The organism is Haloplanus sp. HW8-1 (genome assembly GCF_023703795.1).
Taxonomy (GTDB): Archaea; Halobacteriota; Halobacteria; order Halobacteriales; family Haloferacaceae; genus Haloplanus; species Haloplanus pelagicus.
The window spans coordinates 2330329-2345053 of the sequence record NZ_CP098518.1; the positions used below are offsets into that span (position 1 = coordinate 2330329).

Consider the following 14725-nt stretch of genomic DNA (forward strand, 5'->3'; position numbering starts at 1 on the left):
GTACACGAAACTTCGCAGGACCCCGATAAGTGATTCGACGACGCGCCGGTCCCGCCTTCGGCGTCAGTCCGCCACCACGTCCCGCAACCCGTCCCGGAGGTACAGCACGGACTCGTACCGGTCCTGCTTGTCCGTTTCGAGAGCCGTCAGCAACACGTCGTCCAGCGCCGCCGGTACGTCGGCCACCTCGCTCGGGGGCGTCGGATCCTCGTGCAGGACGCGGTGCATCGTTTTCGCGGGCTTTCCCTCGAACGGCGGGGCGCCGGTGAACAGTTCGTACAACACGACACCCAACTGGTAGACGTCGGTGATGTCGTCGACCGAGCCGAACTCGTCGTCGAACTGCTCGGGGGCGGCGTACTGGGGAGAGAGTCCCTCGACGCTCTTCGAGTGTTCCAGCAGGTGTTTCGACAGGCCCCAGTCGGCGACCTTCGGCACGTCCCACGCGTCCTCGACCGACCGGAAGAGGACGTTCGCGGGTTTCAGATCGAGGTGGGCGACCCCGCGGCGGTGGGCGTGACGCACGCCTTTGGTAATGCCGAGGGCAGTCCACAACGCCTGCTCGAAGTCGAGGTCGCCGGCCCGGGTGCCGAGATGGCCGGCGTCCATGTACTCCATGGCGATCCACGGGAGCGGTTCGGCGCCGTAGTCGACGACGCCCACCACGTGGTCGTGGTCGTCGAGTTTGTCCCACGTCTCGGCCTCCGTCAGCAACCGCTCGACCGCGTCCGTGTGGAGCGTCCCCGACATCCGGGGAACCTTGATCGCCAGCGTCACGTCGCCGTCCGGCGTGGGCAGGGTCGCCTTCGTCACGTCGGCGTTGCCACCGCCGCCGATGGGTTCCTCGTCGGTCAGGGCGTCGTAGTCGACGCTCACGTCGGGCGCCCGCGGGATCGACTCGGGTGGCCCGAGACGGTCCCCACCCTCGGACGCCGCCAGCGGGTCCCGCCGTCGTCGATCGGCCGCCTCTCGGCGGGCGTCGAACCCCGCCTCGGCCGCCCGGTCGGTCAGCGCGTCCGCGCGGGCCACCGCCTCCCGGGCGTCGTCGAGGGTCGTCGCCTCGGCTTCGAGGCTGTCGCCGGCGTCGATTGCGCCGGAGGCGGGATCGGGGTTCGTCTCCGCATCGGCGTCGGACACTCCTTCGCCAGCCTCACCCGCCGTCCCGGTACTGCCTCCCTCGTCCGCGTCGGCCCGGAGGCGTTCGACGTCCTCCTCGGGCCACGAAACCCCGTCCGGTTCTCCCTCGTCGCCGTCGTCCCGGATGCGCTCCAGCGCCGTCGGTCGGTCGTCGTCGCGAACGGCGGGCGGTTCGTCCCCGCCACCGTCCCGGCGCCGATGTCGATACCACAGCGCACCCCCGGTGAGCGCGGCGGTCGACCCGAAGGCCGACATGGCGATGACCGGCCACCTGCGTTCGAGGAACAGTTCCGCTCGCGCGTCCGCAACCGGCAGGTCGACGGCCGCGGAGGCGACCCGTTCGCTCCCGGCCTCCAGCGCGTACAGGTGGCCGTCGGCACTCGACACGTAGACGCGCCCGCCGGCGACGGCCGGCGAGCGAAGCCAGTCCCCCGCCTCGAAGCGCCAGCGCTCCGTGCCGTCGGCCGCGTTCAGCGCGTACAGGTGCCGGGTCCCTCCGACGTAGACGGTGCCGTCGACCACCGCGGGCTTCCCGATGATCCCGTCCGTCCCGAACGACCAGCGCTCCGTGCCGTCGGCCGCGCTCAGCGCGCTCACGCCGCCGCCACGCTCGACGTAGACGGTGCCGTCGGCCACCGACGGAGACGGATACCCGCGGTCCGTCTCGACGCTCCACCGCTCGCTCCCGTCGGCGGCATCCAGCGCGTACAGGGGGGACTCGTAGCCGCCGACGTAGACGACGCCGTTCGCCACCGCCGGCGTCCCCACGCCGCTGCCGACGGCGAAGCGCCACCGCTCGCTCCCGTCGGCCGTGGCGAGGGCGTACAGGGTGTCGTCGTCGCTGCCGACGTAGACCGTGTCGCTCGCCACCGCCGGCACCGAACGCACCGTTTCGTCCGTCGGGAAGCGCCACCGCAGGCTCCCGTCGGCGGCGGCGAGTGCGTACACGTCGCTGGCCGATCCCCCGACCAGCACGGTATCGCCGGCGACGGTCGGCCCCGCGGTGATCGAATCGTCGGTCGAAAATCGCCAGCGCTCCGTGCCGTCACCCGCGCTCAGCGCGTACACCCTGTCCCCTCGCCCGACGTAGACGGTGCCGTCGACCACCGCCGGCGACACCACCTCGTCCTCGCCGCCGAAGCGCCAGCGCTCCGTACCGTCGGCCGCGTCGAGCGCCCGTAGCCCGTCCAGGCTCTCGACGTAGACGGTGCCGTCGGCCACCACTGCCGATCCGGGCCCGTCCAGTCCGACCCGCCACGCCTCGCGGACTCCCTCGACGGGACCGGTGTTCCCCGGCACGTTCCCCGTGTTCGCCGCGCCGCCACCGAACTGTGGCCACGACTCGCCGGTCTGGGCCGTGCCGACTCTCGCCGTCCCGGTCACCACTCCTCCGAGGACTGTCCCGCCGATCGTTCGCAACACTCCCCGGCGTGTCCGCCCCTCGGCCATCGATACTGGCACCCTGTCCCACGTCGATAATAAGTCCTCGCCCGCTACTCCTCGACGATACTGCTCCCACCCGGCGGCAGGAACTCCTGAATCCTGTCGGGGCTCGCCACTTTCCGGAGGAACGACTGGTCCGCGAACCGCTCCTTGAACTCCCGGTAACAGCGCTTGGCGGCGTCGTTCTGGGCGAACTTCCCGGGTTCGAGGCGGAGCGTCGTCGCCGCCTTCGGTTCGATCGCCGACGGCGGCCCGCCGATCACCCGCGTCTCCGGTTCACACTGGATCCCCACCGAAACGCTCGCGGAGACGTCACGGAAGTACGTGCGATCGCCCCGGATGACGAACCCGCCTTTCTCGACGTACTCGCCGCTCTCGGGCGTCTTCGACACCTGCTCGGGTTCGACCATGTAGGCGTCGCCGGCGAAGCGGCCGTCCTTCCAGACCGAGGAGTAGGAGACGGCGAACTGCGCGGCCTCGTGCAGACTCGTGTCGGGGAAGTCCACGTCCCGCGCCTTCTCGCTCGGCCCCGTCGCCTTCAGCAGCGTCACCGGGCCGCCGTGGGCCTCCGCGTGGAAAAAGCGGTCGTTGCCGTCCATGTACTTCTTGACGATGGCCTCGTTCTCGTCGGCGTTCCGGCCGCCGATGACGAGAAACCCGTCGCTCGTGTGGAACCAGCGGAAGTCCTCGTACCAGTGTTCCGGCTGCTTGATCGGGACCGACGACATCGAAAGCCAGTCAACGTCGCGTGGTTCCTCGGGTTCGTCCTCGTCCTCGCCGTCCCCGTCGTCGGCCTCCCACTCATCGCGCCGCCGTTCGACCGCCGCCAGATCCTCGCGCGTGTTCTCGATGGCCGACAGCGCCCCCTCCTTTTTTTCTTCGACCCGTTTGGCCTCCTGATACCGCCGGTCAGCGTTTTTCTCGACGCCCATCGAGGGGTCGACCGGCACCTCGGTCCCGTCGAGGTCGACCGTCACCTCGCCCTCGACGGGATCGACGTCCAGGACGGCTTCGGCGGCCGGAATCCCGCGCTCGGCGCCCGTCGCGAACGTCTCCTCGATCTCTTCCCACGGGACGCTCTCCTCGCGGGCCGCCCGCACCGTCGAGATTATCTCGTCGACGAGGTCGTAGTGGGCGTAGAGCGCTTCGGCGCGCTTCCGCTCGGCCGCGGCCTGCTCCTCGAACCCCTCGATGGCCCCTTCCTGTTGTTCGATGATCCGCTGTTGTTTGGCGATTTCGGCCTCGAAATCCGGGCGTTCGGTCCCCGTGGTCTCCTCCTCGGGGTCGCGTTCGAGCCGGTAGAAGTAGTCGTCGAGGGCGGCGTTGAAGGAGTCGAACCCCTCCGCCGCCAGCCCCGAACGCTCCTCCAAGGGGAACGGCGTCGCGTCGACGACGCGGTCGTCCTCGACGTACACCCGTGGGTCGAAGTCGCCCTCGCGGAGCCGGTCGGCCAGACGCCCGATGGCGTCGTAGAGGGCTTCGTACTCGGCCTCGCCGGCGTCGGCGATGTCGAGGGTCTTCTCGACGCCCGCCCGGGAACAGATCTCCTCGCCGTAGAGCCCCCCGAAGTTGAGCTGCGTGGCGAGGGTCCGCACCACGTCCGTGTCGGACTCCTCCATCCGCCGGACGAAGGCGTCGTACCCGACGGTCAGGGGGTCGACCCGCGAGTCCGGAAAGCCGTACTGCGAGCCGGGGGCGACCGTCCGCGATTTCAGCCGGACCGTCTCCAGGCTCCGAACCACCTCGCCGCTCTCGTCGAGGACCGCCGCGTTACCCTGGCCGAACAGTTCCGCGACGACCGTCGTGTCCTCGTCGTCGCGTTCGAACTCGAAGACGAGGATGCGGTCGAACTCGTACTGCTCGACGCCGGCGAAGTCGGCGCCGCTCAGTCGGTTCCGGAGCATCATCGCGAAGTTCGGCGGCCGCCCCGGCGCGTCCGCGACGTGTTCGGGGTCCGCGACGTGGGCGCGTTTCACGTCGCCCACCTCGATCAGCAACTCGACGCGGCCACGGTCGAAATCCCGCATCCGGAACCGCAGCATATCGTCGTCGTAGAGGTAGACCTTGTCGACTTTCGCCCCCTCGTATCGCCCGAGTTCGGTGACGAGGGCGGCCAGGTCGACGCTGGTCAGTTCCCGCTTCGCGTCCATACCCTCACTTTTTTCCGGGGCCGAAAAGGCGTGTCGTTGTGAGACGACTTCCCGATCCCGGCTTAGCTGCGGCGGCGGCCGGCCAGCGCGCCGGCACCGACCAGCGCGACCAGCGCCGCGACCGGGCCGAAGCCCCCGCCGTCACCGGCCGTGGTCTCGACGGTCGGGGTGTCGGTCGCGGTGGCCCGCGGCGTGGGGTCCGGGGTCGCCGTCGCGGTCGGTCGGGGTGTCGCGGTCGGCTCCGGCGTGGCGGTGGCCGTCGCGGTCGGCTGGGGCGTCGCCGTCGTGTCCGGCTGTACCACCGCGAACAGGGAGAATCCTGGCGTCTCGGCGACCACGGTGACCGTCTCCTCGCCGCGGCGGACAACCGACGTGTCGAGCCGTTCCGGCGGATTCGTCCCGCTCACTCGGACGATCCGGAGTCCCTCTGCCGTCGCTTCGTTCGCTTCGAGCAACTCCCGCGGGAGCGTGATCTTCACCCGGGGATCCCGCTCGTAGGCCAGATCGGGGGTGCTGATCTCGACGATCGCCAGGTCCTCACCCTCCGGGGCCGGAACGCCGGCCGGGAACGTCTCGACCGGTTCGATGGCGAAGGCGCCGGTCGTCGGTTCGTCGAACTCGACCGTCGCCCGTTCCGCGTTCGCCCGGAAGAACGTCTCCGTCACGCTCGTCTCCGCGACGACCATGGTGCCGTCGCCGCCGCCCCTGGCGATGCCGCCGTCGACGGACATCTCGACCGTCCCACGGGCGTCACTCGCGTCGGTGTTCGCGTCCGCCGCCGTTCCGGCCACCGCGACCGGCGCGGCGAGAGCCGATACCACGATCACGACCGCCAGCGCCGCCGCTGGCGGGCCGATACGTACTCCGAACATGATCTCAGCCTCGTTTCCACTCGACGCTACCGGTGCGCTCCGCTGGGGACCGATTCACGGTCGGACGACGTGTCTCCGCACACGAGTATCCTGTGTCACTACACAGGGGTATCCGGCCGTTCGCTCCGTCGCCTCGCGGTCGGCGGTCGGGACCGTCCCGTCCGGTGTCCGAGGAACCACCGCCGATCCTCCGGCGGCGATCCGGGGTGCCGGCGCGGTGCAGCGGACGGCGACGGCTCGGTGGCTCACGCAGGGTCGTCGACCGAGGACACAGGAACTATATCACGGCTTGCGCATCCCGAGATATGGACGGGGGACTGATCGTCGCGGACGACCTGACCGGCGCCTGCGATACGGGACACGAGTTCGCACGACGGGGCTACCGAACGCGGGTCCTCGTGGACGGTCGGAGCGTCGATCGGACGGCGGCCGACGTGTTGGTGGTCAACACCGATAGCCGGTACGACTCGCCGGAGGCGGCCGCAACCGCGGTCCGAACGGCGGTCGAATCCCGGCCTGACGGCGTCGTGTACAAGAAGATCGACTCCACGCTCAGGGGGAACCTCGGTGCCGAGGTGGCCGCCGCGATGGGTGCCGTCGCGGATCGTGACCCGTCGGCGGCCGACGGGACGGGGGCGGGGAACGGCGCCCGACGGGATCCGCTCGCCGTCGTCGCGCCCGCCTCGCTGGACACCGGCCGCATGACCGCCTGTGGCCGCCACCTCGTCGACGGCGCCCTCGTGACCGACACCGAGGCCGGCGCGGACGCGGAGAACGGGCCGGCGAGTGCTCACCTCCCGTCGCTGTTCGAGGGCATCCGCTACCCCGTCGCACACGTCGGGATCGACACCGTCGCCGAGGGGGCGCCCGCCCTCGCCGAACGGTTCCGAGCGTTCGGCGACGGACCGCGGATCGTGACGGTCGACGCCACGCACGAACGCCACCTGGAAGCCGCCGCGACGGCTGCCCGGCGGACGGAACGTCCGACCGTCTACGTGGGCAGCGCGGGGCTGGCGAAACACGTCGAGATACCGGTCGGAGCGCCGCGCGATCCGGGAGCGGCGTGTGACACCGCCGGCCGGCGCCGGAGCGGATCCACCGGCGGGGGCGTCCTCGGCGTCGTCGGGAGCGTCGCGCCGGTCACGCTGCGTGGGATCGACGCGTTGCCGGACCGGACGGTCGTCGCGGTCGATCCGGCGGTTGCGGTCGGGGCCCCCGGTACCGCCGTCGACCGCGCCACCGAGCGGATCCGGACGGCGATGGACGCCGACGAATCGGCAGTCGTGACGGCCGCGACCGACCGAGGGGCCGTGGACCGCGCGCTGTCGGCCGGTGCCGACGTGGGCCTGTCGCCGCGGGCGACCCGGGAACGGATCGCAGGCGTGTTGGCCCGCACCGCGAGCCACGTCGTCGCGGACCGACGGCTCGCGGGGCTCTTTCTCACGGGCGGCGACACGGCGATGGCCGTGCTCGACGCCCTCGATGCCCGATCGATCGACCTCCGGGGGGAGGCCGTCGAGGCCGGCATTCCAGTCGGTACGATCGACGCCGGGGTGGCCGACGGAACGGCGTTGATCACGAAAGCCGGCGCGTTCGGCGAGGCCGAAAGTATATTTAGCTGTCTGAATCACCTACGGCGCGTATGACGGAGCCGGATCGGCCGATCGCCGGAATCACGATGGGTGATCCGGCGGGTATCGGCCCAGAGGTGATCGTCAAAGGCCACGCAGCGGCGGTCGAACACGCGCGCCCGCTAGTCGTCGGCGACGCCGACGTCGTGCGGGCCGCCGCCGAGATCTGTGGGCTCGACCTGACGGTTCGGCGGATCGATTCACCCGCGGCGGCGACGGCCGATCCCGCGGTCGTCGACGTTCTCGACGTGAACGAAGTGGACGTCGACGGGCTGGAACGCGGGATCGTCGACGAATCCAACGGACGGGCGAGTCTGGCCTACGTCGAACGGGCGATCGATCTCGCGATGGAGGGTTCGATCGACGCCATCGTGACGGCGCCGATCAACAAACAGGCCACCCGTCTGGCGGGGAGCGATCACGCCGGCCACACCGGGCTGCTGGCAGAGCGGACCGGGACTGAACACTACTCCATGATGCTCGTCGAGGAGCCGTTGCGCGTCACACACGTCAGCACGCACGTTCCGCTCTCGGAGGCCTGCGATCTGGTCACCGAGGATCGGGTCTTCGAGACGATCAGCGTGACCGACGACGCGCTCCGAACGCTGGGCGTCGAGGCGCCGACCGTGGCGGTGGCGGGGCTGAACCCCCACGCCGGCGACGGAGGACTGCTCGGCGAGACCGACGCGGCCGAGATCGAACCGGCGGTCGAGCGCGCCCGCGAGGCGGACATCGACGCCGTCGGCCCCGAGTCGCCCGATACCGTCTACGTGCAGGCCGCCGACGGCGCCTACGACTGTGTCGTCTCGATGTACCACGACCAGGGCCACATCCCGATCAAGATGCTCGGGTTCTCGGGTGGCGAGGCGGTCAGCGGCGTGAACGTCACGATCGGGTTGCCGATCGTCCGAACCAGCGTCGATCACGGCACCGCCTTCGACATCGCGGGCGAGGGCGTCGCCTCCGAGACCAGCCTCGTCGACGCCGTCGAGGTCGCCGCGGGGATGGCACGGTCGCGCCGGTCGGGACGCTGACCGGCGCGGCCGGACGGCTGCGGTCGCCTTTTCGGTCGACGTGCGTTCCCGCCAGCGTCGACTCCCGACGGGGGCGTGGAGGCAACCACTATACGCTCCGCCCGAGTGCCTCCGGTATGCGACTCGAGGACTACTGGGGGGTCGGCCCGAAGACGAGCGAGCGCCTCCGCGAGACACTGGGGGAGGAAGCCGCGGTCGACGCCATCGAGTCGGCGGACGTGCGGGCGCTGACCGACGCCGGGATCACGCGGGGGCGGGCGACGCGCATCCTCCGCCGGGCGAACGACGAGGCCGGAATGGACACGCTCGCCACCCGCGATACGCGTGACGTCTACGACGACCTGCTCGAACTGGCGAGCGAGTACGCCCTCACCCGGCACGCGGCCGATCGCATCCGGGTCCTGACGCCGCTCTCCGATCCCGGGGCTGCCGAATCACGGCTCGACGACGTCGACGCCGCGCGCGCGGCCTGGACCGGCCTCGACGACGAGGGGCGGGAAGCGGTCGTCGCCGCCTTCGAGGCCTACGACGCGGCCGAGGGCTCCGAACGCGCGGCCGTCGACGCCGCCCTCGCGCTTCGGGAGGCCGGCCTCGACGGCACGGCCTTCGACGCCCTCGGCGCGGTCGATCCGGACGCCCTCCGCGAGGCCGCCGACGCCCTGTCGTACGTGACCGCGGAGGGCGTCGCCCAGGGGGCCGACGAGCGACTCGACGACCTGCGGGCCCGCCTCGCGGACGCTCGCAACCTCGAGAACGACGCGTTCGACGTCCTCGAACGGGTCCGGGAGACCGGCGTCCGCGACCTGGCGGACTTCCGGCGCGCCTTCGCCGACTACGTGGATCGCGAGACGCGCCTCTCGCGGTCGGCCATCGAGGAGGTCGCCCCCGAAGACGCCCACGACGCCGCTGACTTCGTCAGCACGGCGCTCCGGGCGCTCGTCGACGACCTGGAACGTCGGGCAGCCGACCGCGAACGAGAGATCGAGGACGACCTCCGGGCCTCGGTGGCCGACGCCCGCGAGGACGTGGACCGGATCCTGGCCGCCGTCGACGACGTCGCCCTCGACCTCTCGTTGGCCCGCTTCGCGGCGGCCCACGACCTCGTCCGGCCGGCCCTCGGCGGCGACTGCCTCGCCGTCGAGGGAGCGCGCAACCCCTTTCTCTCCGATCCCGACCCCGTCGACTACGCGGTCGGCGATCACGACCTCTCGCCCCCGCCGGGCGACCGCGTGACGGTGCTGACCGGTGCCAACAGCGGCGGGAAGACGACCCTGCTCGAGACCTGCTGTGCGGTCGCCCTGCTGGCTGCGATGGGGCTGCCGGTCCCCGCCGACCGCGCCGCAGTCGGCTCCTTCGGAGCCATCGTCTTCCACCGCCGCCACGCGAGTTTCAACGCCGGCGTCCTGGAGTCGACGCTGAAATCCATCGTTCCGCCCCTGACCGACGACGGGCGAACCCTGATGCTGGTCGACGAGTTCGAGGCGATCACCGAACCCGGGCGGGCCGCCGACCTGCTGAACGGCCTCGTCGACCTCACCGTCGACCGCGGCGCCCTCGGCGTCTACGTCACCCACCTCGCGGACGACCTGAGCCCACTCCCCGACACCGCCCGCATCGACGGCATCTTCGCCCAGGGGCTCACCGCCGATCTGGACCTTCGGGTGGACTACCAGCCCCGCTTCGGTACCGTCGGCAAGTCCACACCGGAGTTCATCGTCTCCCGCCTCGTCGCGAACGCGGGTGGCCGGCGCGAACGGCAGGGGTTCGAACGGCTCGCGGCCGCCGTCGGCGAGGAGGCGGTCCAGCGCACCCTCGCCGACGCGTGGGAGGAGTGAGGACGCGACGCGCGGTCGGCCGTCACGGAGCCTCACCCACGATATGAGGGGCCCGCGCCGTCTCACGGAGCGTGCGACTCTTAACCCCGCGCCGTCTGTGAAGACTATGTTCGAGGACTGCTCGGGGCTACTCGCCGACAACCCGGCGTTTCGCGGGTACGGCGTGGCCGTCACGCCCGGCGCCGAGGGTCCGCTGGCGTTCGTCGCCGGCTTTGGCACCGCCAACCGCGTCCTCCGATTCGAGGAGGGCGCCGTCGCCGACGCGGCCTGTGGCGTCCTCGCCGACGACGGCAGACACGCCATCGGCGTCGCCGCGGCGGACCTCGACGCCGACGGCCGCGAGGAGGTGTACGTCCACAACGTCGCCGCCTTCGGCGGCACGTCCGCCGAGGCCGACCTGCTTCTCGATCCGGAGCGCGGCGGGGCGCGGTGGCGTGACCTCTTCGCCGACCCGGTGAACCGGGGACGAGGGAACCACCGTGTCGGCCGTTCGGTCGCCGCCGTCGACCGCCTCGGTACCGGTCGCTACGGTCTGTTCGTCACCGGATACGGCGCGCCTGCACGGTTCTACGAGGTCGGCGACGACGGCGGCATCACCGACCTCGCCGACGCGGTCGGCCTCGACGTGGTCACCGGCGGCCGGTCGATCGCCGCCGGCCCCATCCTCTCCGACCGGACGGACCTGTTCGTCGGTGCCGAGCGCGGGCCGAACCTCCTGCTCAGAAACGTGGGGGGGAAGTACGTCGACGTCGCCCGGGAGTACGGCGTCGCCGATCCCGAGGAGAACGCCCGTGGCGCGGCGCTCGTGGCCCCCGAGGGGTCGCGAACGCCCGACATCGTCTGTGGCAACTGGAACGGCGCGAACCGGCTGTTCGCCCGCGAGGGGGATACGTTTCGCGACGTGGCACCGGCCGAGCTCTCCCGTCCGGCACGCGTCCGGACCGTCGTCGCCGCCGATTTCGACAACGACGGCCGCGGGGAACTGTTCGTCAACTGCCTGGGCGCGCCCAACCGCCTGCTCACGTACGACGACGGGTGGACACAGACGGGGATCGGCGCCGCCCTCGAACCCGAGGGGATGGGCACCGGCGCCGTGGCCGCCGACTTCGACGGCGACGGCACGCTGGAACTCCTCGTGGTCCACGGGGAGGCCGAGGCTCAGCCCCTCTCGCTCTATCGCGTACCCAACGACGGCGACTGGCTCCGCGTGCGACCGCTCACGCCCGCCGGGGCGCCCGCCCGCGGCGCCCGGGTGACGCTCCACACCGACGCGGGCCGACAGGTCCGGATCGTCGACGCTGGGAGCGGCTACCTCTGCCAGATGGAACCGGTCGCCCACTTCGGCCTCGGTTCGGCGGTTCCACGCGAGGTCACCGTCTGCTGGCCCGACGGCCGCGAGCGGACGATCGACGAGCCACCGTCGAGGGCGACGATCCGCCCGTCTCACCCCGGCGGCTGATCGACCGTCGGCCGAGGTAGCGGGATTTAAGGCGGGGTCCCCGCTACTGACTGGAAACATGATCGACCCCACATCCGATATCGGTGAGGACGTCGACGAGAGTACCGCACCCACCTGTCACACCTGCGGGAAGAAAATCGTCGCGGAGCCGGAGCATCGCGTCGTCTCGTGGGTCGAGGACGGCGAGGTCGAACATCTCCACTTCTGTGACGACGAGTGCCACGAGGCCTGGAGCGGCCGGCGACCGAGTCGCTGATCGGCGGCCGATCGGTGTGGGGTCGATTCATATATTGTACGTCAGTACCGGCGGTTCGTCGAGACGGTCCCGCGAACACGGGTGAACGGTTACAGTAATCCGTATCAGCCGTCGGTCGTCTCGAACCGGTCCAGTCCCAGCGACAGCATGTCCGGACTCACCGGCCGGAACTCCTCGCGCTCCCACGCCGGGAAATACCCCCGGACGCCGTTCCATCGGTCACGGGCGTAGCGTGCGTCGACGAGTACGCGGACGCCTCGCTCGTCGGGACCGCGGATGACCCGCCCGACGGCCTGTCTGGCCTTCCGGACCGCCGGCGCCGTCAACGCCGTCTCGAACCCGCTCCGGCCGCCGCCGTGCTCGCCGTCGGCTCCGAACGCCCGGTCGTACGCCGTCACGACGGCCTGTGTCCGGGGGCGTGTCGTGTCGACCAGCGGCACGCCACACACCACCGCCGCGTGCAGGCGGTCGCCGCGGTAGTCGACCCCCTCGGTCAGCGTCCCCCGGAGGCTGGTGACGAGCGTCTTCGATCCGCCCGAGAAGAAGTCCGTCTTCAGTGCCTCCGTCGCGCCGTCGTCGCTCGACTCGTCGAGCAGGACCGGCGAGTCGAGACGCTCGTCGAGGCGCCCGGCCATCCACTCCGCCTCGGCGTAGTTCGGCATTCCCACCAGGACGTTCCCGTCCCGGCCGGCCACCTCGGCGACGGCGTCGACGTACACCCGACGGGCGTCGGTGTCCGCGCCAACCTCGCCCCGGTTCTCGTAGGTGTAGGCCGGCGCGTCGACTGCGAAACTCGCGCGGTTCTCCGCCGGGAAGCCGAGGCCGTACGTCCGCTCGACGACCGGTCTGCCGTCGTCGGCGAGCGTGTTCAGCCCCGTCACCGTCCGGAACACGTCGAGAGGTTCGAGCGTCGCCGACATCAACACCCCGCCGCCGAAGTCGTCGAGGCGGTCGGCGATGGCGTCGCCGGGGACGCAGTTGTGGAGGGCGAGTCGTGCGTTGTAGGCCCGCCGCCACGAGTCGCCGGGTTCGGCCTCGTTCCACGTCCGCGAGAGGTCGATCGTACGGAAGTAGCGGGTGTGGTCCGCACGGTACCACGCGCCGAGCACCCGGCCGACCGTCGGCGTCGCCCGCTCCCGGTCGGCCTCCTCCAGTTCGTTCAGGACGCGCGCGACGACGGCGCCGACCGCCTCGGCGCGCACCCAGACGTCGTCGCCGTACCGTCCGTCCGCCCACTCCGTGATGGCGTCGGGTTCCGGTCGGTCCGGGTCGCGGAGGGGAATCTCGTCGTCTTCAAGGCCGTCCAGCGACGCCCGCCACCCAGGCCGTTCCCGGTCCAGGTGGGCACGCACCCGCCGGTCGAGTTCCTCGCGCAGGTCGCGGACGAACGCCCGCGTCGCCTTCACCTCCGCGAGGCTCACGTCCGACTCCGCGAGTTCGCCGCGGATCAGGTCGGCGTCCCGTGAGTCGTCGTCCATCGCCACTGGCTGGATCACGCGCGTGAGTTCGGACTCGGCGTCTCGGAGGGTGGCGTCGCCCACCCCGTCGCTCACCAGGTCGCGCACCCGCGGTTCGAGCATGTGTGCCTCGTCGCAGACGACGAACGTCGAGTCGTCGAGGAGCGCGCCGGTGAACGAGCCGACCGTCTGCGGATCGAACGCGTGGTAGTAGTTGCCGATGGTCACCTCGACGTGGGGGATGAGCGCCCCGAGGATCGAATGTGGGCAGGCGCCGTGGCTCGCCGCGAGGCCGACGAGGTCGTCGGTGTCGAGTAGGCCGCGATCCGTGACGTCGAAGGGGACGGCCTCGGCCGGATCGCCGTCCTCGGGCAGGTCGTCGAGATACTGCGCGTAGAAAGGGCAGTACTCGACGCCCTCGTACTCGGCGGTGTCGGGCGGGTAGGGCGTCGGTTCGCCGGCCGTCTCCAGAAACTCCGCCGCCGCCCCGCTCCCGGTGTCGAGCAGGCCGGTCTGGGTCCGCCGGGCGTCGTCGGCGAGCGCCGCGGCCGTCGTCGGTCCGTCGCTTCCCGTCAGGTTTCGTGTCCGCTCGCGGAGCCCGTCACACCGGTCGTAGACGGTCGTCTCGTCGACGTCGGCGACGCGTTCCCGGCTGTACGGGCAGACGTCCGCCTTGCCGACGAGCGTCAGCGCCGAGACGGGACGCCAGTCCTCGGGCAGTTCCTGGTTGATCGTCTCCACGTCCGCCTCGAACTGGCGGAGTTGCTGTTTGACGCTCGTGAGGACGGCCACCCGTTCGAACGGCGAGTCCGGATCGCGCACTCGGTCGATGCCGGCGGTCAGCGCGAGCATCGTCTTGCCCGTGCCGCAGGCGCCCTCGATCACGGCGAACCCGCCCCGGTCGGCCACTTCGACTGCCGTCTCGATGCCGTCTGCCTGATCCGGGTACGGCTCGTCGTGGCCGAACACCGTCCGCCACGTCTCGCCCATTACCCACAGGCTGGCGACGTCCTCTGATAAAAAGCTCGGCTCACGCCCGTTACAGCAGGCTTCGTCCCAGGACGATCACCGAGAGGTTGTTGGCGAAGACGCCGAGACCGACGGCGACGAGGACGCCCAGCCACCCCTCGATCAGGAGTGCGAAGTAGTACTCGGTCGGCGACGGCGTTCGGCGGAGACGGCCGACGAGAAGGCGAAAGAAGCCGGTGACGATCACCACGACCGCGAGGTGAGCGCCGATCACGACGAGGACCGTCCGGCCGAGCAGCCACCGCATCAGCGGGTTGCTCTCGGCGCCGGCCCCGACCGTTCGGGCCGCCCCGAGCGTCGTCAGCAGATCCACCGCCAGCAGGAGAAAGAGCGCGACTGCGATCCAGTCCCAGTACTCCTCGATCCGAGTCTCGGTGACGCGGCGGCTCACGGCCACGGTCCGGTGTGCCGAGCGGCCGACC

At 71.0% G+C, this 14725-nt stretch carries 10 protein-coding genes; 5 read left to right on the forward strand and 5 right to left on the reverse strand.

Annotation, left to right across the window (positions count from 1 at the left end; genetic code table 11):
* Window positions 1-63: 63 nt before the first annotated feature.
* The 3 genes from NBT82_RS12390 to NBT82_RS12400 form a co-directional block, all read right to left on the reverse strand.
* Window positions 64-2586 (reverse strand): outer membrane protein assembly factor BamB family protein, encoded by a 2523-nt coding sequence (locus NBT82_RS12390; RefSeq protein ID WP_251328426.1) that lies wholly within the window; start codon window positions 2584-2586, stop codon window positions 64-66.
* A gap of 44 nt (window positions 2587-2630) precedes the next feature.
* On the reverse strand, window positions 2631-4730 hold the full coding sequence (rqcH, locus tag NBT82_RS12395; protein WP_251328427.1) for a ribosome rescue protein RqcH: 2100 nt from the start codon (window positions 4728-4730) through the stop codon (window positions 2631-2633).
* A gap of 62 nt (window positions 4731-4792) precedes the next feature.
* A complete protein-coding gene (locus NBT82_RS12400) occupies window positions 4793-5602 on the reverse strand; it encodes a hypothetical protein (protein ID WP_251328428.1) in 810 nt (269 codons plus the stop codon).
* Between the two features lie 305 nt (window positions 5603-5907).
* On the opposite strand from NBT82_RS12400, the gene NBT82_RS12405 reads away from it, so the two are divergent.
* From NBT82_RS12405 to NBT82_RS12425, 5 genes are all read left to right on the forward strand, one after another.
* Window positions 5908-7248: a four-carbon acid sugar kinase family protein gene (locus NBT82_RS12405; protein WP_251328429.1), complete on the forward strand. Its 1341-nt coding sequence runs from the start codon at window positions 5908-5910 to the stop codon at window positions 7246-7248.
* Window positions 7245-8267, forward strand: a complete 1023-nt coding sequence (pdxA, locus tag NBT82_RS12410; RefSeq protein WP_251328430.1) for a 4-hydroxythreonine-4-phosphate dehydrogenase PdxA — start codon at window positions 7245-7247, stop codon at window positions 8265-8267. The genes NBT82_RS12405 and pdxA overlap by 4 nt, the downstream gene beginning before the upstream one ends.
* Window positions 8268-8383: 116 nt before the next feature.
* Entirely contained in the window at window positions 8384-10102 is a 1719-nt protein-coding gene (locus NBT82_RS12415; RefSeq protein ID WP_251328431.1) for a DNA mismatch repair protein, read from the forward strand.
* 106 nt (window positions 10103-10208) lie between these two features.
* Complete coding sequence (locus NBT82_RS12420) at window positions 10209-11561, forward strand: CRTAC1 family protein (protein WP_251328432.1); 1353 nt, start codon at window positions 10209-10211, stop codon at window positions 11559-11561.
* A 58-nt stretch (window positions 11562-11619) separates the two neighbouring features.
* Entirely contained in the window at window positions 11620-11817 is a 198-nt protein-coding gene (locus NBT82_RS12425; RefSeq protein WP_251328433.1) for a DUF7576 family protein, read from the forward strand.
* Window positions 11818-11921: 104 nt separating this feature from the next.
* Here NBT82_RS12425 and NBT82_RS12430 read toward each other — a convergent pair whose 3' ends face one another.
* Both NBT82_RS12430 and NBT82_RS12435 read right to left on the reverse strand, forming a co-directional pair.
* Window positions 11922-14264, reverse strand: coding sequence for an ATP-dependent DNA helicase (locus NBT82_RS12430; protein ID WP_251328434.1), 2343 nt, complete (start codon window positions 14262-14264; stop codon window positions 11922-11924).
* A 49-nt stretch (window positions 14265-14313) separates the two neighbouring features.
* Window positions 14314-14694, reverse strand: coding sequence for a DUF5658 family protein (locus NBT82_RS12435; RefSeq protein WP_251328435.1), 381 nt, complete (start codon window positions 14692-14694; stop codon window positions 14314-14316).
* Between the last annotated feature and the right edge of the window lie 31 nt (window positions 14695-14725).

Coding starts and splice junctions, on each gene's coding strand:
- rqcH (WP_251328427.1), bottom strand. CDS start 4,730: ATGGACGCGAAGCGGGAACTGACCAGCGTCGACCTGGCCGCCCTCGTC.
- NBT82_RS12430 (WP_251328434.1), bottom strand. CDS start 14,264: ATGGGCGAGACGTGGCGGACGGTGTTCGGCCACGACGAGCCGTACCCG.
- NBT82_RS12405 (WP_251328429.1), top strand. CDS start 5,908: ATGGACGGGGGACTGATCGTCGCGGACGACCTGACCGGCGCCTGCGAT.
- NBT82_RS12425 (WP_251328433.1), top strand. CDS start 11,620: ATGATCGACCCCACATCCGATATCGGTGAGGACGTCGACGAGAGTACC.
- NBT82_RS12400 (WP_251328428.1), bottom strand. CDS start 5,602: ATGTTCGGAGTACGTATCGGCCCGCCAGCGGCGGCGCTGGCGGTCGTG.
- NBT82_RS12420 (WP_251328432.1), top strand. CDS start 10,209: ATGTTCGAGGACTGCTCGGGGCTACTCGCCGACAACCCGGCGTTTCGC.
- pdxA (WP_251328430.1), top strand. CDS start 7,245: ATGACGGAGCCGGATCGGCCGATCGCCGGAATCACGATGGGTGATCCG.
- NBT82_RS12390 (WP_251328426.1), bottom strand. CDS start 2,586: ATGGCCGAGGGGCGGACACGCCGGGGAGTGTTGCGAACGATCGGCGGG.
- NBT82_RS12415 (WP_251328431.1), top strand. CDS start 8,384: ATGCGACTCGAGGACTACTGGGGGGTCGGCCCGAAGACGAGCGAGCGC.